Here is a 19687-nt window from a genome sequence, read left to right as displayed (position 1 = left end):
ACGTCTCCAGTACGAAACGGTTTAGACGGCCGCCGGTGCTTGGCCGACGGCGAGATTCGGGAGATGGCGCTGGCATTGTAGCGGGCATCGCCGCCCGCCCCGTACTGCATTGCACCACCCAAGCCTACATTCAAGAAAGTCTTGGTCTTATATAAGACACAAGACTGATTTCGTATTATGCAGTAATTTTTCATCATCCGCCAACCACGGTGCGCGGCTGCGGCATACTTGCGCCCCATGACCCTGATTGCCCTGAACAAGCCGTTCGGCACCATGAGCCAGTTCTCGGAACACCCAACGCGGCCCACTCTCGCCGCGTACGTGGACATGCCGGGCGTGTACCCCGCCGGCCGGCTTGATGCGGACAGCGAAGGCCTGCTGCTGCTGACAGATGACGGCGCGCTGCAGGCGCGCATTGCCGATCCGCGCCACAAGCTGGAAAAGACTTACCTCGCCCAGGTCGAAGGCATTCCCGATGCGGCTGCGCGCCGGTGTCGACCTTGGCGACTTCGTCACGCAGCCGGCGCGGGCGCGCGCGATCGGTGAGCCCGAGTGGCTCTGGCCTCGCGATCCGCCGGTGCGTTATCGAGCCGCGATCCCGACCTCGTGGCTCGAGCTGAAGATTCGCGAGGGCAAGAACCGGCAGGTGCGGCGCATGACCGCGGCCGTCGGCTTCCCCACGCTGCGGCTGGTCCGCGTGGGCTTCGGGCCGCTCGACCTGCGCGCGCTCGGTCTCGCACCTGGCGAATCCCGCGAGGTCGAGCCCGGTGCACTGGGCTTGCCGGCGGCACGTGCGCCGGCCACCCATGTCTCAAAGCCCAGACAGGCGAACGACGCCAAGCGGCGTTCTCGTTACAAAAGCTAACAAATGGCGCGTCAACGCGCCATCCAGACGCCTCGTTCTTGTCGGTGACACGTCCAATCACGCGTCACAACTTCCGACTGTTCTTATCCTTCGAGGTAATCGCCATGAAAAAACTGATCGCTGCTCTGGTTGTCGGCCTGTTCGCCACCGGCGCCTTCGCCCAGGCTTCGGCACCTGCCGACGCCGCAGCGCCCGCGGCCGCCAAGGAAGCCCCGAAGGCCGCAAAGAAGAAGACCACCCACAAGAAGACCACCCACAAGAAGGCCGCCACGGCTTCGGCCCCGGCCGCGCAGTAAGCCGCCGGCGCTCGCTGCCGGCCATGCGCCGGCGGAAAATAGGCAGGCAGCCGCCAGGCGCCTGCCTTTGTTGTTTTGGCCGTCGCCAATCCATCGGCGCGGCGCGTGCGCTATGCTTGCGGCTGCCGTCCGCGCCCTTCCAGACCGAACACCATGTCCCTCCTGTCCAAGACGCCGTTGACACGCCGCATCCGTACCGCCACTGTGCTGGCCATGCTGGTTGCCGGCCAGGCCCAGGCGCAAGCCGCGCTGCCGGTGGTGCCTCTGACCGCAGGCATGTACGCGATCCGGGCCGAGGTCGCCGCCACGCCGGCGGCGCGCGAACAGGGGCTGATGTACCGCAAGAGCATGCCGGCCAACGGTGGCATGCTGTTCGTGTTCGAGCAGAAGGCGGGGCACTGCTTCTGGATGCGCAATACCGAGCTGCCGCTTTCGATCGCTTTCCTGGCCGACGACGGGACCATCGTCAATATCGAGGACATGGCGCCGCGCACCGAGAACAATCACTGCCCGAAGACCGCGATCCGCTATGCGCTGGAAATGAACCAGGGCTGGTTCGCGCAGAAGGGCATCCGCGCCGGCGCGAAGATCAGCGGGCTGCCGCAGGCGCGCTGAGCGCCGCGGCGGCAGGCGGGGCCGGCATGGGGCCGGCCCGGGGTGGATTCCGCTCAGTCGCGGAAGTTGTTGAAGTCCAGCGGCGCTTCCGAGACGTCCTTGCGCAGCATGGCGATCACGTTCTGCAGGTCGTCGCGCTTGGTACCCGAGACGCGCACCGCGTCGCCCTGGATGCTGGCCTGCACCTTGATCTTGCTGTCCTTGATCATGCGCACGATCTTCTTGGCCAGGTCGCCGGTCACGCCCTTCTTGATGGTGATGACCTGCTTGACCTTGTCGCCGCTGATCTTTTCGGTCTTGCCGTAGTCCAGGAAGCGCACGTCGACATTGCGCTTGGCCATCTTGTTGATCAGCACATCCTTCACCTGGTCCAGCTTGAAATCGTCGTCGGCAAAGGCGGTCAGTTCGTTTTCCTTCTGCTCGACCCGGGCGTCCGAGCCCTTGAAATCGAAGCGGGTCGAGATTTCCTTGTTGGATTGCTCGACGGCGTTCTTCACCTCGACCATGTTCGCTTCGCACACTACGTCAAACGACGGCATTGCATTCTCCTTGTGATCCATATGCCCGGAAGGCGGCCATCGGCATCGCCTTCCGTATAATTCAAGCCTACCTCGCAGCCAGGGGCCGCAACGCTCACCACCAGCGGCGGCCGCGTCACCTATCCCCTTGCATGGCAGATTTCCACGAATTTTATCCCCTGCGCCGCCACAATACATTCGGATTCGATGCGCGCGCACGCTTCGCCGTGCATGTGCGCAGCGAAGCCGACCTCGTCGAGGCCCTCGCGGACCCGCGCGCCAATGGACTGCCGCTGGTGGTGCTGGGCGGCGGCAGCAACGTGGTGCTGACGCGCGACCTCGATGCGCTGGTGCTGCTGATGGAGATCCAGGGCTACCAGGTCGAGGATGCCGATGACGCCTGGCTGGTCACTGCCGGCGCCGGCGAGAACTGGAATGCGCTGGTCAACCGCACCATCGCCGACAGCATGCCGGGGCTGGAGAACCTGGCGCTGATCCCCGGCACCGCGGGCGCCGCGCCGATCCAGAATATCGGCGCCTACGGAGTTGAACTGCGCGACCGCTTCGAAGGCGTGCGCGCCTATGACCGCCATGCCGGCGTGTTCGTCTGGCTGGACCAGCGCGCATGCGGCTTCGGCTACCGTGACAGCCTGTTCAAGCAGGCCGGCGCCGGCCGCTACATCATTACCGCGGTGACGCTGCGCTTGCCCAAGGCATGGCAGCCGGTACTGTCCTACGGCGAACTGGCGCGCGAGCTGACCGGCAAATTTGCCCTGGATGCCGCCACGGTCCGCGACGCGGTGGTGGCGATCCGCACGCGCAAGCTGCCCGATCCCGCGCAGATCGGTAACGCCGGCAGCTTCTTCAAGAACCCGCTGGTCAGCGCCGCGCAACGCGATACGCTGCTGCAAGCCAATTCCGACCTGGTCAGCTATCCCCAGCCGGATGGCAGCTACAAGCTGGCCGCGGGCTGGCTGATCGACCGCTGCGGCTTCAAGGGCGTCAACGACGGCCCGGTGGGTGTCTATGGCAAGCAGGCGCTGGTGCTGGTGCACCATGGCGGCGGCACCGGGGCGATGCTGCTGGCGCTGGCCAACCGCATCGCGGATTCCGTCGAAGCCCGCTTCGGCGTGCGGATCGAGCCCGAGCCGGTGGTGCTGTAGCGCGGGTAGCGCCTGCTGGCCCGCCGATCAGCCGAAGTGGCAGACGTAGTCCAGCGTCTCCAGCACCTCGATGTCGAAGCTGCTGTTGCCCGGCACGCTGAACTGCTGGCCAGCGCCGTAGGTCTGCCAGTCTTCCGCGCCAGCCAGGCGCACGCGGCAGCTGCCGCCGTTGATTTCCATGATTTCCGGCGCGCCGGTGTTGAACGTCAGCGAAGCCGGGAAAATCACGCCCAGCGTCTTGCGGGTGCCATCCGGGAACAGCACGGTATGGCTCACGCACTTGCCGTCGAAATACAGGTTGGCTTTCTTGACGACCGATACGTTGTCGAACTGGCTCACTTCCATCTCCTTCACTGTCTTGAATCAGACGTAAAAAGAGGGGCCATCGCGGCCCCTCCCTTGTTCACTCCGCGCGCGCTCAGTAGCGGCCGCAGAGCAGGTATTCCATCAGGGCCTTCTGCACGTGCAGGCGGTTTTCCGCCTCGTCCCAGACCACGCTCTTGGGGCCGTCGATCACGGCGGCCTCGACTTCCTCGCCGCGGTGCGCCGGCAGGCAGTGCATGAACAGCGCGTCGGGCTCGGCGCGATCCATCATCGCGGTGGTGACCATCCAGTCCTTGAAGGCGCGCTTGCGGGCTTCGTTCTCGGCCTCGAAACCCATGCTGGTCCAGACGTCGGTGGTAACCAGGCTCGCGCCCTGGCAGGCTGCGAGGGGATCTTCGAAAACCTTGACCAGGCTGGCGGCGGACGGCGGCACCATGGCCGGATCGAGCTGGTATCCCGGCGGCGCCGAGAAATGGAAGGTGAAGCCCAGCCGTTCGGCCGCCTGGATCCAGGTATAGGCCATGTTGTTGGCATCGCCGATCCACGCCACGGTCTTGCCGCGGATGCTGCCGCGCTGCTCGATGTAGGTGAAGATGTCGGCCAGCACCTGGCACGGGTGGTATTCGTTGGTCAGCCCGTTGATCACCGGCACGCGCGAGTGCGCGGCGAAGCGGTCGAGGATGTCCTGGCCGAAGGTTCGGATCATGATGATGTCGACCATGCGCGAGATCACCTGCGCCGCATCCTCGATCGGCTCGCCGCGGCCCAGCTGCGAGTCGCGCGTATTCAGGAACACGGCATGGCCGCCGAGCTGGTGGATGCCAGCTTCGAACGACAGGCGCGTACGCGTGGAATTCTTCTCGAAGATCATGGCCAGCGTGCGGTCATGCAGCGGGTGCCAGGTCTCGTAGTTCTTGAACTTGGCCTTCAGGATCCGCGCGCGGTCCAGCAGGTACTCGTACTCGTCGGGAGTGAAGTCGCTGAACTGGAGGTAATGCTTGATCGGGGTTGGGCTCATAAAACAAAGAAGGCGGCTCGGTGGGGACGCGCCGTCATGAGGTGCTCATGACCTGAGCGCGCCGCGGAGCCGCCTTTCGCGTCGCATACGCAATTTAACTGCAGGAATCATAAGGGATTATTTCTGCTTTGCCCAGCCCGGGACAACCCGTGACAGGCGCCGCGCAACCCGCGTTGACAGGTTCCTGACAGGATTCCGCCCTTATGCGCAAGTCTTATATAAGATATAATACTCGCTGATTCACGCGGGGCCCCGGCATACCTTGCCGCTGCGCGCCGCCGGCATCAAAAGTGCCCCCGCAGACACCGACGCCCCGCCTTCCCGGCCGGAAAAAGCGCGAACCAAACGCGCACCAGCCGCGTCAAACGGGCGCCCGTTTCCGCGGGTTTAACCGTCGAGTCGTCGCCTCACCCGCAGTGTCCAGCCTCATGAACCCCAACGTTCGCGAATACTTTATCCAAGGCATTACCAAGGAAGGCAAGACCTTCCGACCGAGCGACTGGGCCGAACGACTGTGCGGCGTAATGGCGCAGTTCCGCCCCGAAGGCGACACCGGCGATCCCCGCCTGACCTATTCCCCCTACGTGCGCCCCATCTTCGCCGGCAACGTCAAATGCGTGGTGGTGGATGCGCGGCTGCGCGACATCGAACCCAAGGCGCTGGATTTCGTGCTGAATTTCGCGCGCGACAACAACCTGCAGCTGGTCGAGGCCTGCTCGCTCGAATGACATCGCGACAAGGCGCCAGAAGTACGGCGCCGGAAAAGCAAAAAGCTCGTCGGATGACGAGCTTTTTTTTGGCGGAACCGAAGCTCCGCCGCTGCCGGGCCGCCGCAGCGGCCTGGCAACTATCAGGCAGCCATGGCCTTGATAGCGGCCGACAGGCGCGACTTGTGACGTGCAGCCTTGTTCTTGTGCACGATCTTCTTGTCGGCGATGCTGTCGATCACAGCTTGCGAGTTCTTGAACACTTCAGCGGCGGCAGCCTTGTCGCCGGCGTCGATGGCCTTGCGGACGGCCTTGACGGCGGTGCGCAGACGCGAGCGCAGGCTGGAGTTGTGGGCGTTCTGGGCAACGGCCTGGCGGGCGCGCTTGCGAGCTTGTGCGGAATTTGCCATTTCGAAAATATCCTGAATTCAGATGCGTGCCGCGGGGGACACAACAATTAAGTCATATCGAGCGACCCGGGATGCACTGACACACGAATCCGGAACGCAACTGTCCTTGTGAATCGGCGATTATACACAGATGCCGACCCGCGGCGCAAGGCTGCTGGGACTTTGCCGGCGCGTGGAAGGGCTTGCGGCGGGCGATCCGTATAATATGCGCCACATCGCGCCGGTACGCGTGGCGAGCCGGCAACTTTACCGCGTTGCCCGCGCCTGAAAGGCGTTCCGGGCGCCACGCCCGGTGCACGCCGCCCGGCGTGCACGCATCCGCACCAATCCACCGTCCCGCCGATCCACACCTTGAACCTGCTCAAAGCGCTCGCCACCATCAGCAGCCTGACGATGCTGTCGCGCATCACCGGACTCGTGCGCGAGATCCTGATCGCCCGCGCCTTCGGCGCGTCGGAGATGACCGATGCGTTCAACGTCGCCTTCCGCATCCCCAACCTGCTGCGCCGCATCTTCGGCGAGGGCGCGTTCTCGCAGGCGTTCGTGCCGATCCTCGGCGAATACCACAGCAAGCGTGGCGAGGAGCAGACCAAGGCGCTGATCGACGCCGTCGCCACGGTGATGACCTGGGTACTGATGGGCGTGTCGCTGCTGGGCGTGATCGGCGCGCCGCTGGTGATGACGGCGGTGGCGACGGGCTTCCGCGGGCAGAGCGAGACTTATACCGCCGCGGTCTTCATGACGCGGGTGATGTTCCCGTACATCGGACTGATCTCGCTGGTGGCGCTGGCCTCGGGCATCCTGAACACCTGGCGCAAGTTTGCCGTGCCGGCGTTCACGCCGGTGCTGCTGAATCTGTGCCTGATCGTGGCCGCCCTGTTCGTCGGCCCGCACATGGACCAGCCGATCTACGCGCAGGCGTGGGGCGTGCTGGTCGGCGGCGTGCTGCAGCTGGCGATCCAGGTGCCGGCGCTGCGCCGCCTGGGCGTGATGCCGCGCCTTGGCTTCAATGTGCGCGCGGCCTGGTCCGATCCCGGCGTGCGCCGCATCCTGCGCCAGATGGGGCCGGCGCTGCTGGCGGTGTCGGTCGCGCAAATCAGCCTGATCATCAATACGAACATCGCCTCGCATCTTGCCGCGGGCAGCGTCTCGTACCTGACCTATGCCGACCGGCTGATGGAATTCCCGACCGCGCTGCTGGGCGTGGCGCTCGGCACGATCCTGCTGCCGAGCCTGTCGAAAGCGAGCGCCAAGGAAGACCATGCCGAGTATTCCGGCCTGCTCGACTGGGGCCTCCGACTGACCTTCCTGCTGGCGGTACCCTGCGCGGTGGGGCTGTTCGTGTTCGGCGCGCCGCTGACCGCGGTGCTGTTCCACTATGGCAAGTTCGACGCCCACGCCGTCGAGATGACGCGCCAGGCGCTGGTGTCCTACGGCACCGGCCTGCTGGGGCTGATCGCCATCAAGATCCTGGCGCCGGGTTTCTACGCGCGCCAGGACATCCGCACCCCGGTCAAGATCGCGCTGCTGGTGCTGGTGATCACGCAGGCATGCAACGTCGTGTTCGTGCCCTGGCTCGGCCATGCGGGCCTGGCGCTGTCGATCAGTGCCGGCGCCACCATCAACGCGCTGCTGCTGTGCTTCGGCCTGCGCCGACGCGGGCTGTACAAGCCGGCGCCGGGCTGGTGGCTGTTCCTGGCGCAGCTGGGCACCGCGGTGTTGCTGTTGTCGGGCATGCTGCTCTGGTTCGCGCGCAATTTCGACTGGATCGGCCTGGGAGCCACGCCGCTGCTGCGCATCGCGCTGCTCGCGTCGTGCCTGGTACTTGCAGCGGTGGTCTACTTCGGTACACTGTGGCTCATGGGACTGCGCTATTCCGCCTTCAAGCGGCGCGCCGCCTAGGCGTGGTGACCCACGCTGCGCGCGGCGCCGCTGGCCGCACCGGGAATCCGATATGACATCCACCAAAGTCCTGGATTACTTCGCCAGCCTCGTGGCCGACGAAAACGGCATCCCGCTGACCGAGACCGCACTGTCCATCGCGCAGGATGCTTATCCGGACCTGGACCTGCAGTCAGAACTTGCCGCACTCGACGTGCTGGCGCTGCGCCTGAAGCGGCGGATCGCCGAAGGCACGCCGGCAATCCAGCGACTGCGCCTGCTGAATCATTTCTTCTACCGCGACCTGGGCTTTGGCCCGAACGCCAACGACTACTACGATCCGGACAATTCATACCTGAACGTGGTGGTACGGCAGCGGCGCGGCATACCGATCTCGCTGGCGGTGCTGTTCATGGAGCTGGGCCAGCAGATCGGCCTGCCCCTCAAGGGGGTGTCGTTTCCCAATCATTTCCTGCTGCGCATGACCATCCCGGCGGGCGAGGTGATCCTGGACCCGCTGACGGGCGAAACCCTGTCGAAGGAGCAGCTGCAGGAAATGCTGGACCCGTACCTGGAGCGCGAAGGCATTACCGACTCCGGCCAGGTGCCGCTGGGCCTGTTCCTGCGCGCGGCCAGCCATCGCGAGATCATCGCGCGCATGCTGCGCAACCTGAAGGCGATCTACCTGCAGGAGTCACGCTGGCAGCGGCTGCTGGCGGTGCAGAACCGGCTGGTGATCCTGCTGCCGGGTTCGATCGAGGAAGTGCGTGACCGCGGGCTGGCGTATGCCAACCTGGAGTGCTTCCGGCCGGCGCTGGCCGACCTGGAAGCCTATGTGCAGGCACGCCCCGATGCCGCCGATATCGGCCAGATCCGCGAGCGCATGCCGGCACTGCGCATGATGAGCCGCAGCCTCAACTGACGAGGCTGCGTCAGGTCAGGCAGGCGCTTCAGCGCTCCACGCGCGAGGGCCGGCGGCGATTGCCGCGCACCAGCTTCCACAGCCCGCCGAGCACCAGCGGCACCACCGCCGCGCCGATCCCCGCCAGCACGATCAGGTTCAGGTACTGCTTGATGAACGGCAGGTTGCCGAAGAAGTAGCCGGCAAAGACCAGTCCGACCACCCAGGCCAGCGCGCCAAACACATTGAACATCTGGAAGCGCGCGAAGGTCATCTGCGACACGCCGGCAACGAACGGCGCGAAGGTGCGCACGATCGGCACGAAACGCGCCATCACCAGGGTCTTGCCGCCGTGCCGCTCATAGAAATCATGGGTGCGGCGCAGCGCATCCTGATCCAGGAAGCGCCACTTGTGGTCGAATACCTTGGGCCCGATCCAGCTGCCCACCCAGTAGTTGACGGTATTGCCGGTGATGGCCGCCACCAGCAGCAGACCCACCAGCGCCCATTCGTTCATGGCACCGGTGGCGCAGAAGGCGCCGGCGATAAACAGCAGCGAGTCGCCCGGCAGGAACGGCAGGACCACTAGCCCGGTTTCGGCGAACACGATCAGGAACAGGATGGCATAGACCCAGTGTCCATACTGGTCGATGACGGTGCCGAGGTATTTGTCGACATGGACCAGCATGTCGATGAGCTGCAAAGCGAATTCCAAGTCGTTCCCCGATATGGTTTGGTTGACTGTACAGAGTCCACGCGGCGCATGCCGCCTTGGCCTGAATCATACAAGAGCCGGCGCGCTCTTCCGCCACTTGTCGCGGGCCGGTGGCGCCGACTCTGCGTGGACGGCCACGTATAATCGCCGGATGCCCGATTCCGCCAGCCAAAGCCCCCTTCGCACCACCCAGCTGCCGCGTCCGATCCGTCCGCTGCCCGACCAGCTCATCAGCCAGATCGCCGCCGGCGAAGTGGTGGAGCGCCCGGCCTCGGTGGTCAAGGAGCTGCTGGAAAACGCGCTGGACGCCGGGGCCACGCAGCTGGGCATCCGGCTGGAAGAAGGCGGCGTGCGGCGCATCGTCATCACGGACAACGGCTGCGGCATCCCCGCCGCCGAGCTGCCGGTGGCGCTGATGCGCCACGCCACCAGCAAGATTGCGTCGCTCGACGAACTGGAATCGGTACTGACGCTGGGCTTCCGCGGCGAGGCGCTGGCCTCGATCGCTTCGGTTTCCCAGCTTGCGCTGACCAGCCGCACCGCGGCCGATGCCCATGCCACGCAGGTCAGTGCCGATACCGGCACCGTGCAGCCGGCGTCTGGTGGGGTCGGCACCACGGTCGACGTGCAGCATCTCTACTTCAACACGCCGGCGCGCCGAAAGTTCCTGAAATCGGAGCAAACCGAACTCGGACATTGCCTGGAGATGGTGCGCCGGGCGGCACTGGCACGGCCCGACGTGGCCATCTCGGTCCACCACAACGGCAAGCCGCTGGAACACTGGAACGCCGGCGACGTCGCCAGCCGCACCGCGCAGGTGCTGGGCGCGGACTTCGCGCGGGCGCGGCTGCCTCTGGACGAACAGGCCGACACGCTGCACGTGTACGGTTTTGCCGGCCTGCCCACCGCGTCGCGCGGGCGGCCCGACCAGCAGTACTTCTTCGTCAACGGCCGCTTCGTGCGCGACAAGCTGCTCAACCACGCGGTGCGCAGCGCCTACCAGGACGTGCTGCACGGCGACCGTTTCCCGTCGTACGTGCTGTGCCTGGACCTGCCGCCGGAAATGGTCGACGTCAACGTGCATCCGTCCAAGATTGAGGTGCGCTTCCGCGAATCGCGCGCGGTGCACCAGTTCATCTATCACGCCGTGCAGCGCAGCCTGGCACGCCAGGCCGGCGAGAACGGCGACAGCCTGCATACCGATGACGACGGCGAGATCCGGCTGCCGCCCGCGGCGCCCTCGGGCGCACGCCCGTCGTTCGGCGGCGGCAGCGGTGGTGGTGGCAGCCAGTGGGTCAACTACTCCGCGGCGCGGCAGACCGAGCTCGGGATAGCACAGCCGCGCCAGGCCTACCTCGGCATGGTGCGCGACGCGACCGCGCCGACGCCGCGTCCGTACGGCGCTTTTCCGGGCACTTCGGCGCAGCCGCCCGCCTGGCTTTCCGACGCTCAAGCGGCGCGCGCCGACGAGCCGCCAGGCCTGCTCGATCGCCTGCCGCCGGCCTCCGCCGACGCGGCAGACGCCACCGACGACCATCCGCTCGGCTACGCCATCGCCCAGCTGCACGGCATCTATGTGCTGGCGCAGAATGCGCGCGGACTGGTGCTGGTGGACATGCACGCCGCCCACGAGCGCATCCTCTACGAACAGATCAAGGCCGGCCTGGATGCGCGGGACCTGGCCGTGCAGCCGCTGCTGATCCCGGTCACGCTCCCAGCCAGCCCGGTGGAGATCGGCGCGGCAGAGGAGCACCAGGAAACGCTGACGCTGCTCGGCTTCGACATCACGCCGGTATCGCCGACCACGCTGGCAGTGCGCGCGGTGCCAGTGCTGCTGCAGCAGGCCGACGCCGAAGCGCTGGCGCGCGACGTGCTGCGCGACCTGCACGCCTACGGCGGCTCGCGCGTGCTGGCCGAGCGCCGCAACGAACTGCTGGCCACGCTGGCCTGCCACAGCGCGGTGCGCGCCAACCGCAAGCTCACCGTCGAGGAAATGAACGCACTGCTGCGCCAGATGGAACAGACCGAGCGCGCCGACCAGTGCAACCACGGCCGCCCGACCTGGGTGCAACTGACCGTGACCGAGCTGGACCGGCTGTTCCTACGCGGCCAGTAAGCACCCCCGCCCCTTCACGCCTTTGCTGACGATGTCCGACGTACCTGACGATTCCGCCGTGCACCCGCCCGTGGTCTGCCTGCTCGGGCCCACCGCCTCGGGCAAGACCGCCGCAGCGCTGGCGCTGGCGGCCGATGCGCCGGTGGAGATCATCAGCCTGGACTCCGCGCTGGTGTACCGCGAGATGGACATCGGTACGGCCAAACCCACGCCCGAAGAACTGGCCGCGGCCCCGCACCACCTGATCGACATCATCGACCCGGTCGAGAGCTATTCCGCCGCGCAGTTCGTCACCGATGCCGAGCGGCTGATCGGCGAGATCCGCGCGCGCGGCAACGTGCCGCTGATCGTGGGCGGCACCATGCTTTACTACAAGGCGCTGACGCAGGGGCTGAACGACCTGCCACAGGCCAACCCCGCCGTGCGTGCCGAGCTGGACCAGCTTGCCGCCGAGCGCGGCTGGCCGGCGCTGCATGCGATGCTGGCGCAAGTCGACCCCGTCACCGCGGCGCGCCTGGCCGCCAACGATGCCCAGCGCATCCAGCGCGCGCTCGAGATCCACCGGCTTTCGGGCCAGCCGATGTCAGCACTGCTGGCCCGCCAGGCCGAGGGCCGCACCTTTGCCGGCGCCGCCGACCAGCGCTACCGCGTGATCGCGCTCGAGCCTTCGGACCGGCTGGCACTGCATGCGCGCATCGCGCAGCGCTACGACGCCATGCTGGCCAACGGCTTTATCGACGAAGTCCGCCGCCTGCGCACGCGCGAGGACCTGCATCCTGGGCTGCCGTCGATCCGCTGCGTCGGCTACCGGCAGGTGTGGGAATACCTCGACGGCGAGTGCGATTTCGACACCATGCGCGAGCGCGGCATCGCCGCCACGCGCCAGCTGTGCAAGCGCCAGCTGACCTGGCTGCGCAGCACGCCGGAGCGGCTGGTGGTGGACTGCCTGGCGCCTGGCTATGTCGACGAGGTACGCAGGCTGGCGGACTTCGGCCGCTGACGGCAATGTGATGCACGGGCGATAATCGCGGGATCCTGTTCTTTGCTATCGACGGACATGTCCAAACCCGCGTTCACCCTGCGCCCCGCCACCGCTGCCGACAGCGAAACCCTGTTCAACCTGATCCTGGCGCTGGCCGAGTACGAGAAGCTGACGCATATCGTCGAAGCCACGCCGCAAAAGATCCAGGAAGCCCTGTTCGGCGCCAAGCCGCACGCCGAAGCGGTGCTGGTTGAAGTCGAACCTGAAGTCGAACCCAACGGCGCGCCCAAGGCGGTCGGCTTCGCGCTGTTCTTCCACAACTTTTCCACCTTCCTCGCCAAACCCGGCCTGTACCTGGAAGACCTTTACGTCGACCCGGCCTGGCGTGGCCATGGCCTGGGCAAGGCCTTGCTGCAGCACCTGGCCGCGCTGGCGGTCGCGCGCGGTTGCGGCCGTTTCGAGTGGTCGGTGCTGGACTGGAACCAGCCGTCGATCGATTTCTACAAGGCCATGGGCGCCGATGTGCTGCCCGACTGGCGCATTTGCCGCGTTACCGGCGACGCGCTGGCCAGGCTGGGCCAATCGAAGTCAATCTGCGGTGCGGCAACCGGCCCACTGCCGGTGTTATACACTTAAGAGCAAACCGCCATACAATGGTGGTGCCGAATGTCTTTTTTTGGCCCATCCGCGCCGACCCGCCATGCCACGAACCAAAGCCGACCAGCCTGCCGCGCCCGCCCCGGGCAATGCCAACGAATATGATGCGGACAGCGCACGCGGTGCGTCGGTGGAGGAAATCGCCGACCGCATCCTGACCGCGATCTGGGAACACCGGCTGCCACCCGGCACCAAGCTGGTCGAGGAAAAACTGGGCGGCGTGTTCGGCGTCAGCCGCACCAAGGTGCGGCTCGCCTTCGGCAAGCTGGCCCACGAAGGCGTGCTGACGGTGCACCCGAACCGCGGCACCTTCGTGTCGAGCCCGAGCGTGGCCGAAGCGCGGCAGGTATTGCATTCGCGCCGCCTGCTCGAACCGGCGCTGGTGCGCGACCTTGCCGGCGCGATCGGCCCGGCCGGGCTGGAGGCGCTGCGAGCGACCACGCGCGAGGAAGCCCAAGCGCGCGACAGCAACGACCGGCGCGCCATCATCCGGCTGTCAGGCGAATTCCACTGCAGGCTGGCCGAGCTGACCGGCAACCAGTACCTGGGCAAGTACATGCGCGAGCTGTGCTCGCTGACCTGCCTGATCATCGCGCTGTATGACGCGCCGGGCGTGCCGTCGTGCCCGCATCACGAGCATGACGATATCGTCGACGCGCTGGAAGCCGGCGATGGCGAGCGCGTGGCGCGGCTGATGGACGAGCACCTCGAGCATGTCGAGAGCACGCTGCGGCTGGAATTGCCGGCAGAAGAGAAAGTGGACCTGGAAGCGGTGTTCGCCGCGGTGTAGGGGCGGCGTCATTCCCGCTGGCGCGGGAATGACGCGGTGGTGATGGGGCGGTGATGAGGTGGTGCTAGTGCTCAGCGGTGCTCGATGCGTGCCGCCAGCGCCTGCGCCAGGCCGATGGTCGGCTTGGCATCCGGACGCCGGAACGTGCCCGCGGTGGCCTTGCGCGGCTGCAGCGCGACCAGCGCCTCGGCCTGCTTGACCGCGGCGGCCATCTGGTCGACCACCGGCACCGGGATGCGGTCGCGCACGCGCGCGGCAAGGCCTGCCAGCGGCGCGCCGGCCAGGATCACCACGTCGGCCTCGTCTTCCACCACGGCACGGTTGGCCAGCTCCACCAGCACCGCTTCCTTTTCTTCCTGCACGTCCGAGACCGAGGCAAAGCTGCCGTCGAGCATGCGGATGCCGGCCAGCCGGCCGCGCAGGCCATGCATGTCCACGCATTCCTCGTACCACGGCCCGAGCGCGCGCGCGAAGGTAACGATCGAGAAGCGCCGGCCCAGCATGCAGGCCGACAGCATGGCCGCCTCGGCCATGCCCACCACCGGCAGGTCGAACAGCTCGCGCGCGCCCATCAGGCCCGGATCGCCAAAGGCGGCGATGATCGCGGCATCGAATTCCGTGTGGCGTTCCGCCAGCATCTCCAGCGCAATGGCGCCGCCGATCTGCGCCTCGGCGCGCGTGGCGATATAGGGCACGCCACGGCTGGCGGTCAGCGGCACCAGCTCGGTGCCGGGCGATGCCACCGGCGTGGCCGCGGCCATCAGCCGCGCGGTGATGCCTTCGCTGGTATTGGGATTGAGGACAAGGATTCGCATATCGTTGTTATCCGTAGTTGGCCGTAGTCAGCCGTTGGCGGTGGCGGGCCGCGCCGCGAGCACGCGTTCGGCGAGCCGGGCCGCGGCCAGCACGGTGCGGTCGGCGCCGCGCGGGCCGGCAATCTGCAGGCCCACCGGCAGGCCGTCGCGGCCGCTGCCGCAGGGCACCGAGATCGCCGGTGCCAGCGCATGGTTGAAGAAAGGGGTGAAGACCGCATGGGCGCGCGGCTCGACGGCAACGCCGCCGATCCGTTCGGGCCCGAGCCGGTCATTGCGCCACGCCACGCATGGCGTGGTCGGGCACAGCAGCAAGTCGTAGCGGGTGAAGAACTCCGCCATGGCCAGCGCGATCTGGTGGCTGGCTTCGCGCGCGCGCGCCACGTCGGCGCCGGTCCACGCCAGCCCGCGCTCGATCTGGCGCGCGATATCCGGATCGAATACGTCGGGGTCGCGGCGCCACGCTTCGCCGTAGAGATTGGCCAGCCCCACATGCTGCAGCGGCATCAGCGCTGCCTCGTCGGCGCCCCGAGGCCAGGCCGGGTCGGCCAGCTCGATGCTCAGGCCTGCAGCCTGCAGCCGCGCCACGGCCTGCGCGCAGGCTTCGGCGACGTCGTCGTCGACCGGCGTGTCGAGTCCCAGCCGCGGGCTCAGCGCAATCCTGAGCGTATGCAGCGGGCGCTCGGCCGCCAGGCTGAAGCCCAGCGTATCGGGATCGCGCGCATCGGCGCCAGCCAGCGCCTCGAACATCAGCGCCGCATCGCTCACGGTGCGCGTGATCGGCGCGATCACCTGGATGCCGTTGAAGGCATGGGCAAAGCCGATCGAATCGGGAATCGCGCCGTACGACGGCTTGAAACCGACCACGCCGGCATGCGCAGGCGGGCGCCGGCTGGAGCCGCCGCCGTCGGTGCCCAGCGCCAGCGGCGCCATGCCAGCAGCCACCGCCACTGCGCAGCCACCGGACGACCCGCCGGCGGTCAGCGTGGCGTCGAGCGGATGGCGCGTCAGGCCGTAGACCTTGTTGGTGGTCAGGCCCTTGCAGGCGAACTCCGAGGTATTGCCCATGCCGAGGACGATCGCGCCGGCGCGGCGCAGGCGCTCGACGGCAATTGCATCGGCCGGGGCGATGAAGTCGCGGTACAGCTGCGAGCCCTGCGTGACGCGGCGGCCCTGGCTCCAGATCACGTCCTTGACGATCACCGGCACGCCCGCCAGCAGCGGGCGCTCGCCCTGCGCCAGTCGTGCGCGCAGCTGCGCCAGGTCGGCGTCGACCAGCTCCTGGCGTTGTTCGAAGACGGCGTTGAGCTGGTCGTTGCGCGCCGCGATGCGGGCCTGGAACGCGGCCACCACCTCGGCGGGATCGAGGCGGCCGGCGGCCACGCGGCCGGCGATGGTGGCGGCGTCCAGGCTCTTGGTCAGTTCCGTCAGTTCCATATCGGCAGTGTCGGTCAATTCATCGAAAAAACCTGCGCCCTCACAGGCTGCCACCCGAGGTGCGGTAGCGCGGCCGCGCCATCTCCGGCAGCGCGCACGGCAGGAACTCGCCATGGCCTGCCTCGGCGCGCACTTCGCCCTCATGCGCGACGACCTTGCCGCGCACCAGCGTGGTCACCGGCCAGCCGGTCACGCGCTGTCCTTCATACGGCGTGTAGTCGACCGCATGGTGCAGGTCGGTATTGCGGATCTGCACTTCGCGCTTCGGATCCCACAGCACCAGGTCGGCGTCGGCGCCGATGGCAATGGTGCCCTTGCGCGGGTGCAGGCCGTACAGCTTGGCTGGGTTGGTCGAGGTCAGCGCCACGAACTGGTTCACCGAGATGCGCCCGCCGTTGACGCCGGCCGAGAACAGCAGCGGCAGGCGCGTCTCCAGGCCCGGGATGCCGTTGGGGATGTACTGGAACGGCACTTCCTTGCCACCGGGCTTCTTGCCCTCGGGATCGTCGTAGCGGAACGGCGCGTGGTCGGACGAGAAGATCGTGAACAGGCCGTCGGCCAGCCCGTCCCAGATCACCTCCTGGTTGCTGCGGTCGCGCGGCGGCGGGCTGCAGACGCACTTGGCGCCGTGGTAGCCAGGCTGGTCCAGGTCTTCAGCGGTCAGGAACAGGTACTGCGGGCAGGTCTCGGCAAAGATCTTCATGCCGCGGTTGCGTGCCCAGCGGATCTGCTCCACCGCTTCCTTGCCGGAGACGTGCACGATCAGGATCGGCACGTCGACCAGCTCGGAGAAAGTGATGGCGCGGTGCGTGGCCTCGCGCTCGATAGCCATCGGCCGGGCCAGCGCATGGAAGCGCGGCGCGGTGTTGCCGGCAGCCTCGAGCTTGTCGGTCAGCCACGCGATGCAGTCGGAATTCTCGGCATGCACCATCACCAGCGCGCCTTCCTGGCGCGCCACCGACAGCACCTCGAGGATCTCGCGGTCGTCGAGCTTGAGGTCGTCGTAGGTCATGTAGATCTTGAACGACGAATAGCCCTCGCGGATCAGCCCCGGCAGCTCGTCCTGCAGCACGGCATGGGTCGGGTCGGCAACGATCAGGTGGAAGGCGTAGTCGACCACCGACTTGCCGCCGGCGCGTCGATGGTAGTCGTCCACCGCCGCACGCAGCGAATGGCCCTTCTCCTGCGCGGCAAACGGGATCACGGTGGTGGTGCCGCCGCACGCGGCCGAGACCGAGCCGGTGCGGAAGTCGTCGGCCATCCTCAGGCCGTCCGGCATGGGCTGGTCCAGGTGGCAATGCGCATCGACGCCGCCCGGCAGCACCAGCTTGCCGCTGGCATCGATGACCTGCGCGGCATCGCCCAGGTCAAGGCCGAGCTGCACGATGCGGCCGTCCTTGACGGCGATGTCGCATTGCACGGTGTCGCTGGCGGTCACCACGGTGCCGTTGCGGATGATCAGGTCAAACTGTTTCACGATGTTCGTCACGAAAGGAAATGAAGGGCGCGCCGGGCGCGCCCGAGGAGGTCTTCAGCGGTCTGCGTCGGACAGGTGCATACGCGCGGTTTCACGAGCGGCTGCCGCCGCAACAGCGATCAGCGCGCACACCACCGCCAGGTAGATCGCCACCGGCGCGGTGCTGCCGAAGCGGTCGAGCAGGCCCACCGCGATCAGCGGGGCCAGTGCGCCGCCGAACACGCCGGCGAACTGGAAGCCGAGCGAGGCACCGGTGACACGCACCCGGGTGGCAAACAGCTCGGGCAGGAACGAAGCCAGCGGCGAGAACATGAACGACACCAGCACCATGCCGACGAACGAGGCCAGCATGATCAGCGCCGGGCTGCCGGTCTTGACCATGGCGAAGAAGACAAAGGCCCACACCGCGCCGCCGATGCCGCCGATCATCAGCACCGGGCGGCGCCCGATGCGATCCGCCAGCAGGCCGGCGATCGGGATGAACAGGATCTGCGCCACCGCGCCCAGCAGCACCGCATTGAGCGCGATGCTCTTGGGCAGGCCCAGCTTGGTCGGCACGAAGTACAGCAGGAACAGCGTGAACACGTAGAAGGCGATGTCGCCGCCCAGCCGCGCGCCGAAGGCGATCAGCAGCTGCTTCTTGTAGTTGCGCAGCACTTCCATGATGGGCGCGCGCGCTTCGGCATGCGATTCCTCCAGCTTCTCGAACATGCCGGATTCGCGCACGTTGGAGCGGATATAGAGCCCGACGCCGACCAGCAGCGCCGACAGCAGGAACGGCACGCGCCAGCCCCAGCTCAGGAACGCCTCTTCCGATACCTGCCATGTCACCAGCGCGAACACGCCGTTGGCCAGCAGCAGGCCGATCGGCGCCGCCAACTGGACCAGGCTGCCGAGCATGCCGCGCCGCTTACCTTCGGGATCGAGCTCGTTGACCATGATCGCGGCCCCGCCCCACTCGCCGCCCAGCGCCAGGCCCTGCACCACGCGCAGCAGCACCAGCAGCAGCGGCGCCAGCGCGCCGGCCGCGGCATAGGTCGGCAGCAGGCCGATGCCGAAGGTGGCCAGGCCCATCATCAGCAGCGTGATGATCAGGATCGACTTGCGGCCCATCTTGTCGCCAAAGTGGCCGAAGATCGCCGCGCCCAGCGGCCGCGCCACGAACGCCACACCGTAGCTGGCGAACGACAGCAGCGTCGCGGTCAGCGGGTCACTCTGCGGGAAGAACAGCTTGGGAAAGACCAGCGCGGCGGCTGATCCGTAGATGAAGTGGTCGTAGAACTCCAGCGTGGTGCCGGCCAGGCTGGCCCCGGCGACGCGCGCGACTGACTGTTTCTGTGCCGACGCGCCTTTTCCCGCGGCGTCGATGCTGACTGCTTGCATGGTGGTCCTCCAATGGTCCCTGGCCTGCCCGCTGCGCACTGGTCTCTGGCTGCGCGTTGGGTCGTCTCCGGACGGGGCATGCATGTGCCTCGCCTTTGCTCAGTACATTAGGACATAAACCGCCATACAATCAAGCAAAATATTGTTTGTCAGAGATGGTGCATATGCATGCTGGATTTTGGTGCAATGCACTAAAGTGGCATCGGCCGCAAAATGGCTGGGACGCTGGCGGCAGACTCGGGTAAACACCTAGCAGTCATGGCACTGACGAATCGGCATAGGGGGCAGCCGCACTGGCTGCGCCCCTGCCACACCACCCGGCATGCGGGTCCGCACCGGGCGGTTCGAGAGGTTGAGGTTAAGTGAGGCGGGGCATGCCCAACTGATCGAAGTAGGCGATGGTCAGGACTCGGTTCAGCGAGTCCCCGCTGTTGCGCCACCAGCACCGGCCACTCGCCGCTACTTGCCTGGCGGCGTCAGCTGTAGCACCCAGGGCACGCAACTCTCGGTAAATGACCCGACCACGGCGCCAGTGCTTGAGCTGGATGGCTCGCAGCCGGTGACGCATCCACTTGTCCAGCTCTCGCCAGATCTTGGGCGTTTGCGCCAACCGGAAGTAG

20 protein-coding genes and 1 pseudogene are annotated in these 19687 nt (G+C 66.9%); 11 read left to right on the top strand and 10 right to left on the bottom strand.

Features of this window, described 5'->3' with window-relative positions:
• The first annotated feature begins 237 nt into the window (after positions 1-237).
• The 3 genes and pseudogenes from K309_RS36175 to K309_RS0108210 all read left to right on the top strand — a co-directional run bounded on the left by K309_RS36175 (position 238) and on the right by K309_RS0108210 (position 1776).
• A pseudogene (locus K309_RS36175) lies at positions 238-865 on the top strand (pseudouridine synthase).
• A gap of 104 nt (positions 866-969) precedes the next feature.
• The gene (locus K309_RS0108215; RefSeq protein ID WP_029045975.1) at positions 970-1161 is read left to right on the top strand and encodes a hypothetical protein; all 192 of its coding nucleotides are present in this window, start codon (positions 970-972) and stop codon (positions 1159-1161) included.
• A 153-nt stretch (positions 1162-1314) separates the two neighbouring features.
• Entirely contained in the window at positions 1315-1776 is a 462-nt protein-coding gene (locus K309_RS0108210; protein WP_029045974.1) for a DUF192 domain-containing protein, read from the top strand.
• Between the two features lie 53 nt (positions 1777-1829).
• Here the strand turns inward: K309_RS0108210 and K309_RS0108205 are convergent, their stop codons facing one another.
• Positions 1830-2315: a YajQ family cyclic di-GMP-binding protein gene (locus tag K309_RS0108205; RefSeq protein ID WP_029045973.1), complete on the bottom strand. Its 486-nt coding sequence runs from the start codon at positions 2313-2315 to the stop codon at positions 1830-1832.
• Positions 2316-2446: 131 nt separating this feature from the next.
• Between K309_RS0108205 and murB the strand changes: the two genes are divergently transcribed.
• The gene (gene murB, locus K309_RS0108200) at positions 2447-3457 is read left to right on the top strand and encodes a UDP-N-acetylmuramate dehydrogenase (RefSeq protein ID WP_029045972.1); all 1011 of its coding nucleotides are present in this window, start codon (positions 2447-2449) and stop codon (positions 3455-3457) included.
• Between the two features lie 27 nt (positions 3458-3484).
• On the opposite strand, the gene ppnP is transcribed toward murB, so the two are convergent.
• Both ppnP and argF read right to left on the bottom strand, forming a co-directional pair.
• Complete coding sequence (gene ppnP, locus K309_RS0108195) at positions 3485-3796, bottom strand: pyrimidine/purine nucleoside phosphorylase (RefSeq protein ID WP_029045971.1); 312 nt, start codon at positions 3794-3796, stop codon at positions 3485-3487.
• A 79-nt stretch (positions 3797-3875) separates the two neighbouring features.
• Complete coding sequence (argF, locus tag K309_RS0108190; RefSeq protein ID WP_029045970.1) at positions 3876-4799, bottom strand: ornithine carbamoyltransferase; 924 nt, start codon at positions 4797-4799, stop codon at positions 3876-3878.
• Positions 4800-5227: 428 nt separating this feature from the next.
• Here argF and K309_RS0108185 point away from each other — a divergent pair, with 428 nt between their 5' ends.
• Positions 5228-5527 carry a DUF3579 domain-containing protein gene (locus tag K309_RS0108185; protein WP_029045969.1) on the top strand — a complete coding sequence of 100 codons (300 nt, stop codon included), beginning with the start codon at positions 5228-5230 and terminating at the stop codon, positions 5525-5527.
• Between the two features lie 122 nt (positions 5528-5649).
• Here K309_RS0108185 and rpsT read toward each other — a convergent pair whose 3' ends face one another.
• A complete protein-coding gene (gene rpsT, locus K309_RS0108180; protein WP_029045968.1) occupies positions 5650-5916 on the bottom strand; it encodes a 30S ribosomal protein S20 in 267 nt (88 codons plus the stop codon).
• Positions 5917-6267: 351 nt separating this feature from the next.
• Between rpsT and murJ the strand changes: the two genes are divergently transcribed.
• Entirely contained in the window at positions 6268-7818 is a 1551-nt protein-coding gene (gene murJ, locus K309_RS0108175; protein WP_029045967.1) for a murein biosynthesis integral membrane protein MurJ, read from the top strand.
• Between the two features lie 52 nt (positions 7819-7870).
• Positions 7871-8719: a SirB1 family protein gene (locus K309_RS0108170; protein ID WP_029045966.1), complete on the top strand. Its 849-nt coding sequence runs from the start codon at positions 7871-7873 to the stop codon at positions 8717-8719.
• 28 nt (positions 8720-8747) lie between these two features.
• On the opposite strand, the gene K309_RS0108165 is transcribed toward K309_RS0108170, so the two are convergent.
• Positions 8748-9401: a VTT domain-containing protein gene (locus K309_RS0108165; protein ID WP_029045965.1), complete on the bottom strand. Its 654-nt coding sequence runs from the start codon at positions 9399-9401 to the stop codon at positions 8748-8750.
• 163 nt (positions 9402-9564) lie between these two features.
• Here K309_RS0108165 and mutL point away from each other — a divergent pair, with 163 nt between their 5' ends.
• From mutL to K309_RS0108145, 4 genes are all read left to right on the top strand, one after another.
• The gene (gene mutL, locus K309_RS0108160) at positions 9565-11529 is read left to right on the top strand and encodes a DNA mismatch repair endonuclease MutL (protein ID WP_029045964.1); all 1965 of its coding nucleotides are present in this window, start codon (positions 9565-9567) and stop codon (positions 11527-11529) included.
• A 31-nt stretch (positions 11530-11560) separates the two neighbouring features.
• Positions 11561-12529, top strand: coding sequence for a tRNA (adenosine(37)-N6)-dimethylallyltransferase MiaA (gene miaA / locus K309_RS0108155; RefSeq protein WP_029045963.1), 969 nt, complete (start codon positions 11561-11563; stop codon positions 12527-12529).
• Between the two features lie 57 nt (positions 12530-12586).
• Positions 12587-13147, top strand: coding sequence for a GNAT family N-acetyltransferase (locus K309_RS36170; protein ID WP_051320387.1), 561 nt, complete (start codon positions 12587-12589; stop codon positions 13145-13147).
• A 64-nt stretch (positions 13148-13211) separates the two neighbouring features.
• Entirely contained in the window at positions 13212-13958 is a 747-nt protein-coding gene (locus K309_RS0108145) for a GntR family transcriptional regulator (RefSeq protein WP_029045962.1), read from the top strand.
• 71 nt (positions 13959-14029) lie between these two features.
• On the opposite strand, the gene K309_RS0108140 is transcribed toward K309_RS0108145, so the two are convergent.
• The 5 genes from K309_RS0108140 to K309_RS36165 all read right to left on the bottom strand — a co-directional run.
• On the bottom strand, positions 14030-14773 hold the full coding sequence (locus K309_RS0108140) for an aspartate/glutamate racemase family protein (protein WP_029045961.1): 744 nt from the start codon (positions 14771-14773) through the stop codon (positions 14030-14032).
• A gap of 27 nt (positions 14774-14800) precedes the next feature.
• On the bottom strand, positions 14801-16207 hold the full coding sequence (locus K309_RS0108135; RefSeq protein WP_084402384.1) for an amidase: 1407 nt from the start codon (positions 16205-16207) through the stop codon (positions 14801-14803).
• Between the two features lie 40 nt (positions 16208-16247).
• Positions 16248-17684: a dihydropyrimidinase gene (gene hydA / locus K309_RS0108130; protein ID WP_029045959.1), complete on the bottom strand. Its 1437-nt coding sequence runs from the start codon at positions 17682-17684 to the stop codon at positions 16248-16250.
• Between the two features lie 54 nt (positions 17685-17738).
• A complete protein-coding gene (locus K309_RS0108125) occupies positions 17739-19067 on the bottom strand; it encodes an MFS transporter (protein ID WP_029045958.1) in 1329 nt (442 codons plus the stop codon).
• Positions 19068-19425: 358 nt separating this feature from the next.
• Positions 19426-19687 (bottom strand): group II intron maturase-specific domain-containing protein (locus K309_RS36165; RefSeq protein WP_035877064.1); only part of this gene is annotated, 262 nt, incomplete at its 5' end.

Origin of the sequence: Cupriavidus phytohabitans (assembly GCF_000426345.1) — a bacterium.
Taxonomy (GTDB): domain Bacteria; phylum Pseudomonadota; class Gammaproteobacteria; order Burkholderiales; family Burkholderiaceae; genus Cupriavidus.
The sequence above is the reverse complement of the archived record's forward strand: the minus strand, read 5'-3'. Positions and strand labels throughout refer to the sequence as shown.

What these genes read in the sequence shown, in the direction of transcription:
- K309_RS0108135 (WP_084402384.1), bottom strand. Translation starts at nt 16,207, where the DNA reads ATGGAACTGACGGAACTGACCAAGAGCCTGGACGCCGCCACCATCGCC.
- K309_RS0108145 (WP_029045962.1), top strand. Translation starts at nt 13,212, where the DNA reads ATGCCACGAACCAAAGCCGACCAGCCTGCCGCGCCCGCCCCGGGCAAT.
- K309_RS0108215 (WP_029045975.1), top strand. Translation starts at nt 970, where the DNA reads ATGAAAAAACTGATCGCTGCTCTGGTTGTCGGCCTGTTCGCCACCGGC.
- K309_RS36170 (WP_051320387.1), top strand. Translation starts at nt 12,587, where the DNA reads ATGTCCAAACCCGCGTTCACCCTGCGCCCCGCCACCGCTGCCGACAGC.
- K309_RS0108185 (WP_029045969.1), top strand. Translation starts at nt 5,228, where the DNA reads ATGAACCCCAACGTTCGCGAATACTTTATCCAAGGCATTACCAAGGAA.
- murB (WP_029045972.1), top strand. Translation starts at nt 2,447, where the DNA reads ATGGCAGATTTCCACGAATTTTATCCCCTGCGCCGCCACAATACATTC.
- K309_RS0108210 (WP_029045974.1), top strand. Translation starts at nt 1,315, where the DNA reads ATGTCCCTCCTGTCCAAGACGCCGTTGACACGCCGCATCCGTACCGCC.
- K309_RS0108170 (WP_029045966.1), top strand. Translation starts at nt 7,871, where the DNA reads ATGACATCCACCAAAGTCCTGGATTACTTCGCCAGCCTCGTGGCCGAC.
- rpsT (WP_029045968.1), bottom strand. Translation starts at nt 5,916, where the DNA reads ATGGCAAATTCCGCACAAGCTCGCAAGCGCGCCCGCCAGGCCGTTGCC.
- miaA (WP_029045963.1), top strand. Translation starts at nt 11,561, where the DNA reads ATGTCCGACGTACCTGACGATTCCGCCGTGCACCCGCCCGTGGTCTGC.
- K309_RS0108140 (WP_029045961.1), bottom strand. Translation starts at nt 14,773, where the DNA reads ATGCGAATCCTTGTCCTCAATCCCAATACCAGCGAAGGCATCACCGCG.
- K309_RS0108125 (WP_029045958.1), bottom strand. Translation starts at nt 19,067, where the DNA reads ATGCAAGCAGTCAGCATCGACGCCGCGGGAAAAGGCGCGTCGGCACAG.
- argF (WP_029045970.1), bottom strand. Translation starts at nt 4,799, where the DNA reads ATGAGCCCAACCCCGATCAAGCATTACCTCCAGTTCAGCGACTTCACT.
- K309_RS0108205 (WP_029045973.1), bottom strand. Translation starts at nt 2,315, where the DNA reads ATGCCGTCGTTTGACGTAGTGTGCGAAGCGAACATGGTCGAGGTGAAG.
- mutL (WP_029045964.1), top strand. Translation starts at nt 9,565, where the DNA reads ATGCCCGATTCCGCCAGCCAAAGCCCCCTTCGCACCACCCAGCTGCCG.